This window comes from Pseudomonas sp., assembly GCF_050739995.1.
GTDB lineage: Bacteria > Pseudomonadota > Gammaproteobacteria > Pseudomonadales > Pseudomonadaceae > Aquipseudomonas.
The window spans coordinates 1-5,663 of sequence record NZ_JBOICG010000387.1 but is presented as its reverse complement, the minus strand read 5'-3'; the positions used below and the strand labels follow the sequence as shown (position 1 = coordinate 5,663).

The window sequence follows — 5,663 nt, the reverse complement described above, 5'->3', positions numbered from 1 at the left end:
CCCGATAGCAGTCTGTCAGTTGATGCAGCGGGCACTGACCCACTGCTATCGGGGGCAAGCCCCCTCCCACATTTTGATCGCATTTCACTTCTGGGTTGGCGCAGATCTTCCTTTTGTAACCACCGTGACCGAGTCCTGACGATGAACACTGAATTTCGCAAACCGCTACCCGGCAGTCGCCTGGACTTCTTCGACGCCCGTGCGGCGGTCGATGCAATCAAGCCCGGCGCCTACGCCACCTTGCCCTACACCTCCCGCGTACTCGCGGAGAACCTGGTGCGCCGTTGCGACCCGGCCACGCTCAACGCGTCCCTGAGCCAGTTGATCGAGCGCAAGCGCGACCTCGATTTCCCGTGGTTCCCGGCGCGTGTGGTGTGCCATGACATCCTCGGCCAGACGGCCCTGGTCGACCTGGCCGGCCTGCGCGATGCCATCGCCCAGCAGGGCGGCGACCCGGCTCAGGTCAACCCGGTGGTGCCGACCCAACTGATCGTCGACCACTCCCTGGCCGTTGAAGCCGGTGGGTTTGATCCGCAAGCGTTCGAAAAAAACCGTGCCATCGAAGACCGTCGCAACGAAGACCGTTTCCACTTTATCGAGTGGACCAAAAAGGCGTTCAAGAACGTCGACGTGATCCCGCCGGGCAACGGCATCATGCACCAGATCAACCTGGAGAAAATGTCTCCGGTGATCCAGGTGCGCGACGGTGTGGCGTTCCCGGACACCTGCGTCGGCACCGACAGCCACACTCCGCATGTGGATGCCCTGGGCGTGATCGCCATCGGCGTCGGCGGCCTGGAGGCGGAGAGCGTGATGCTGGGTCGCGCCTCGTGGATGCGCCTGCCGGAAAGCGTCGGTGTGGAATTGACCGGCAAGTTGCAACCAGGCATCACCGCCACCGACATGGTGCTGGCGCTGACCGAGTTCCTGCGCAAGCAAAAAGTGGTCGGCGCATGGCTGGAGTTTTTCGGGGAAGGCGCCTCGGCCCTCACCCTGGGCGACCGTGCGACCATCTCCAATATGGCCCCGGAATACGGCGCCACGGCCGCGATGTTCTACATCGACCAGCAGACCATCGCCTACCTGAAACTCACCGGGCGCGAAGACGAGCAAGTCACCCTGGTGGAGCAATACGCACGTCATACCGGCCTGTGGGCGGATGACCTGAAGGGCGCGCAATACGAGCGTGGCCTGACCTTCGACCTGTCCAGCGTCGTGCGCAACATGGCCGGCCCGAGCAACCCGCACGCTCGCGTCGCCACCACTGATTTGGCGTCCAAAGGTATCAGCGGCCAGTGGGAAGACGTGCCCGGTCAAATGCCCGACGGCGCTGTGATTATCGCGGCCATCACCAGTTGCACCAACACCAGTAACCCGCGCAACGTGATCGCTGCGGGCTTGCTGGCGCGTAACGCCAACAAGCTGGGGTTGACCCGCAAACCCTGGGTCAAATCTTCACTGGCGCCGGGTTCGAAAACCGTGGCCATGTACCTGGAAGAAGCCGGCCTGGGTCATGAGCTGGAAAAGCTCGGCTTTGGTGTGGTGGCGTTTGCCTGCACCACCTGCAACGGTATGTCCGGCGCACTCGACCCGGAGATCCAGCAAGAGATCATCGACCGTGATCTGTACGCTACCGCCGTACTCTCCGGTAACCGCAACTTCGACGGGCGTATTCACCCGTACGCCAAGCAAGCCTTCCTGGCCTCGCCGCCGTTGGTGGTGGCTTACGCGATTGCCGGCACCATCCGTTTCGATATCGAAAAGGACGTGCTGGGCCTGGATGCCAATGGCAAGGAAATCCGCCTGCAGGACATCTGGCCGAGCGACGAAGAGATCGACGCGGTGGTCAAGGCGGCGGTCAAGCCGGATCAGTTCCGCAAGGTCTATATCCCAATGTTCGCCATCCACGAAGACACCGGCCCGAAAGTCGCGCCGCTGTATGACTGGCGCCCGCAAAGCACCTATATCCGTCGTCCGCCGTACTGGGAAGGTGCGTTGGCCGGTGCACGTCCGCTCAAGGGCATGCGTCCGCTCGCGGTGCTGCCGGACAACATCACCACCGATCACCTGTCGCCGTCCAACGCGATCATGCTGGACAGTGCCGCGGGCGAATACCTGGCGAAAATGGGCCTGCCGGAAGTCGACTTCAACTCCTATGCGACTCACCGTGGCGACCATCTGACCGCGCAGCGCGCTACCTTCGCCAACCCGAAACTGTTCAACGAAATGGTGGTTGAAGACGGCAAGGTCAAGCAGGGTTCCCTGGCGCGTATCGAACCCGAAGGCCAGGTCACGCGGATGTGGGAAGCCATTGAAACCTACATGGAACGCAAGCAACCGCTGATCATCATTGCGGGCGCCGACTACGGCCAGGGCTCCTCCCGCGACTGGGCGGCCAAGGGCGTGCGTCTGGCCGGCGTGGAGGCGATTGCCGCCGAAGGTTTCGAGCGCATCCACCGCACCAACCTGGTGGGCATGGGCGTGTTGCCGTTGGAGTTCCTGCCGGGCACCGACCGCCACACCCTGAAGATCGACGGCAGCGAAACCTATGACGTGGTCGGCGCGCGTACCCCGCGTGCGCAACTGACCTTGGTGATCAACCGCAAAAATGGCGAACGTGTCGAAGTGCCGGTGACCTGCCGCCTGGACACCGCCGAAGAAGTGTCGATCTACGAGGCGGGCGGCGTGTTGCAACGTTTTGCCCAGGACTTCCTGGAATCGGCGGCGACCGCCTGAAGAGGATAACCATGGCACACGCAGCGCAAATCAAGATCCCCGCCACCTACATGCGTGGCGGCACCAGCAAGGGCGTGTTTTTCAGCCTCAAGGACTTGCCCGAAGTGGCGCAGGTGCCCGGCGCCGCACGCGATGCCCTGCTATTGAGGGTCATCGGTAGTCCTGACCCGTACGACAAGCAGATCGACGGCATGGGCGGCGCCACGTCGAGCACCAGCAAGACGGTCATCCTGGCCAAAAGCACCCGCGCCGATCACGACGTGGACTACCTGTTCGGCCAGGTCTCCATCGACAAACCCTTTGTCGACTGGAGCGGCAACTGCGGCAACCTGTCGGCGGCGGTGGGTTCGTTCGCCATCAGCGCCGGGCTGGTCGACCCCGCCCGCGTGCCCCACAACGGCGTGGCCGTGGTACGGGTGTGGCAGGCCAATATCGGCAAGACCATCATTGCCCATGTGCCGATCACCGACGGTGCTGTGCAGGAAACCGGCGACTTCGAGCTGGACGGCGTGACCTTCCCCGCAGCCGAAGTGCAGCTGGAGTTCATGGACCCGGCGGCGGAAGAAGAGGGCGGAGGTGGTTCGATGTTCCCCACCGGCAACCTCGTCGATGACCTTGAAGTGCCTGGCGTCGGTACCTTCAAGGCGACGTTGATCAACGCGGGCATCCCGACGATTTTCATCAATGCCGAAGACCTCGGCTACACCGGCACCGAACTGCAAGGCGCGATCAACAGCGACCCGAAAGCCTTGGCGATGTTCGAGACCGTGCGGGCCTACGGCGCCTTGCGCATGGGCCTGATCCAGCACCTGGACGAAGCCGCTCAGCGCCAGCACACGCCGAAGGTCGCGTTTGTGGCCAAGCCTGCGGATTACGTGGCGTCCAGTGGCAAAGCGATTAAGGCCGGCGATGTGGACCTGCTGGTGCGCGCGCTGTCCATGGGCAAGCTGCACCACGCGATGATGGGCACGGCGGCGGTGGCGATTGGTACGGCGGCGGCGATTTCCGGCACCTTGGTCAACTTGGCGGCCGGTGGCGTGGAGCGCAATGCGGTGCGCTTCGGGCATCCGTCCGGCACCTTGCGTGTCGGTGCCGAGGCCAGTGAAGTCAACGGTGAATGGGTTGTGAAAAAAGCCATCATGAGCCGCAGTGCACGGGTGCTGATGGAAGGTTTCGTGCGTGTTCCCGGCGATGCCTTCTAAACCCAACACGGTCATCAATGTGGGAGCAAGCCCCCTCCCACAGATGATCTCTATTCCAAGGCAGACACCTTAGATCTGCTTCCAACAACCGTGAGCCCGAGGACACCCCCCAACCCATTTTTGGAGTACTGCCATGAGCGCCAACGTCGACCAGAACAACCGCCCCGATTACGACCAGGTCCTGCAGGACATTGCCGATTACGTCCTTGATTACCGGATCGAATCCCGGGATGCACTGGACACCGCCCGCAACTGCCTGATGGATACCTTGGGTTGCGGCTTGCTGGCCCTGCGCTTCCCTGAGTGCACCAAGCACCTGGGGCCGATGGTCGAGGGCACGGTGGTGCCGTTTGGCGCTCGTGTACCGGGTACGTCGTTCCGACTGGACCCGGTGAAGGCGGCGTGGGACATCGGTTGCATCGTGCGTTGGCTCGACTACAACGACACCTGGCTTGCCGCTGAATGGGGCCACCCTTCGGATAACCTCGGCGGCATTCTTGCCGTGGCCGACCACCTTTCACAAAAGCGCGTGGCCAATGGTGACACGCCGCTGACCGTGCGTGCGGTACTTGAAGCGATGGTCATGGCCCATGAAATCCAGGGCGTGATTGCCCTGGAAAACTCCTTCAATCGTGTAGGCCTCGATCATGTGTTGCTGGTGAAGGTCGCTTCTACGGCGGTCACCGCCAAGCTCATGGGCGCTAACCGTGAGCAACTGCTTGCGGCCTTGTCCCATGCTTTCGTCGATGGCCAGGCGCTGCGCACTTACCGCCATGCGCCGAACGCCGGTTCGCGCAAATCCTGGGCAGCGGGGGATGCGTCAAGCCGTGGTGTGCGCCTGGCGGATATCGCGCTGCGCGGCGAGATGGGCATCCCCGGTGTGTTGAGTGCACCGCAGTGGGGCTTCTACGACGTATTGTTCAGCCATACCAATAAAGACTTGGCGCTCAAGCCCGAGGACAAGCGCACGTTCAGCCTGTCCCAGCCCTACGGCACCTACGTGATGGAAAACGTGTTGTTCAAGATCAGCTTTCCCGCCGAGTTCCACGCGCAAACCGCTTGTGAAGCCGCGGTGATCTTGCACCCGCTGGTGAAGGATCGCCTGCATGACATCGAGCGCATCGTGATCACCACCCACGAGTCGGCGATTCGCATCATCTCCAAGGTTGGCCCGTTGGCCAACGCCGCCGACCGCGACCATTGCCTGCAATACATGACCGCCGTGCCCCTGGCCTTTGGCAATTTGGTGGCCGAGCAATACGAAGACGAATTCCACGCCGCGCACCCCATCATCGATCAGTTGCGCGACAAGATGGTCATCGTTGAAGACCCACGCTACAGCCGTGAATACCTGGAGGCGGACAAACGCTCCATTGCCAATGCGGTGCAGGTGTTTTTCACGGATGGCAGCCACACCGAGCAGGTGGCGGTGGAGTACCCGATTGGCCATCGCCGTCGCCGGGCGGAGGGCATTGCGTTGCTGGAAGACAAGTTCAAGGCCAACCTGGCCACGCGGTTTACCGCGCAGCGCAGTGGGGAAATTTTTGCGTTGTGCAAGGATCAGTCAAAACTTGAAGCAACAGCGGTCCACCGTTTTGTGGACCTGTTCGTGATCTGAATAACCCTGGGGGCTAATGTGGGAGGGGGCTTGCTCCCGATAGCGGTGGATCGTGCCTGATGTATTGGCTGACACACTGCAATCGGGGGCAAGCCCCCTCCCACATT

3 protein-coding genes are annotated in these 5,663 nt (G+C 62.2%); all 3 read left to right on the top strand.

Translation table 11 applies throughout. The features are described from left to right. Positions 1 to 141: 141 nt before the first annotated feature. The 3 genes from acnD (at position 142) to prpD (ending at position 5,556) form a co-directional block, all read left to right on the top strand. A complete protein-coding gene (acnD, locus tag ACRESD_RS12940; protein ID WP_431751257.1) occupies positions 142 to 2,736 on the top strand; it encodes a Fe/S-dependent 2-methylisocitrate dehydratase AcnD in 2,595 nt (864 codons plus the stop codon). An 11-nt stretch (positions 2,737 to 2,747) separates the two neighbouring features. Next, complete coding sequence (prpF, locus tag ACRESD_RS12935; protein ID WP_431751256.1) at positions 2,748 to 3,938, top strand: 2-methylaconitate cis-trans isomerase PrpF; 1,191 nt, start codon at positions 2,748 to 2,750, stop codon at positions 3,936 to 3,938. Between the two features lie 133 nt (positions 3,939 to 4,071). Beyond that, positions 4,072 to 5,556 carry a 2-methylcitrate dehydratase gene (prpD, locus tag ACRESD_RS12930; RefSeq protein WP_431751255.1) on the top strand — a complete coding sequence of 495 codons (1,485 nt, stop codon included), beginning with the start codon at positions 4,072 to 4,074 and terminating at the stop codon, positions 5,554 to 5,556. Positions 5,557 to 5,663 lie beyond the last annotated feature (107 nt).

Bases quoted from the DNA above. Each gene is read 5' to 3' on its own strand.
- prpD (WP_431751255.1), top strand. From the start codon at position 4,072: ATGAGCGCCAACGTCGACCAGAACAACCGCCCCGATTACGACCAGGTC.
- acnD (WP_431751257.1), top strand. From the start codon at position 142: ATGAACACTGAATTTCGCAAACCGCTACCCGGCAGTCGCCTGGACTTC.
- prpF (WP_431751256.1), top strand. From the start codon at position 2,748: ATGGCACACGCAGCGCAAATCAAGATCCCCGCCACCTACATGCGTGGC.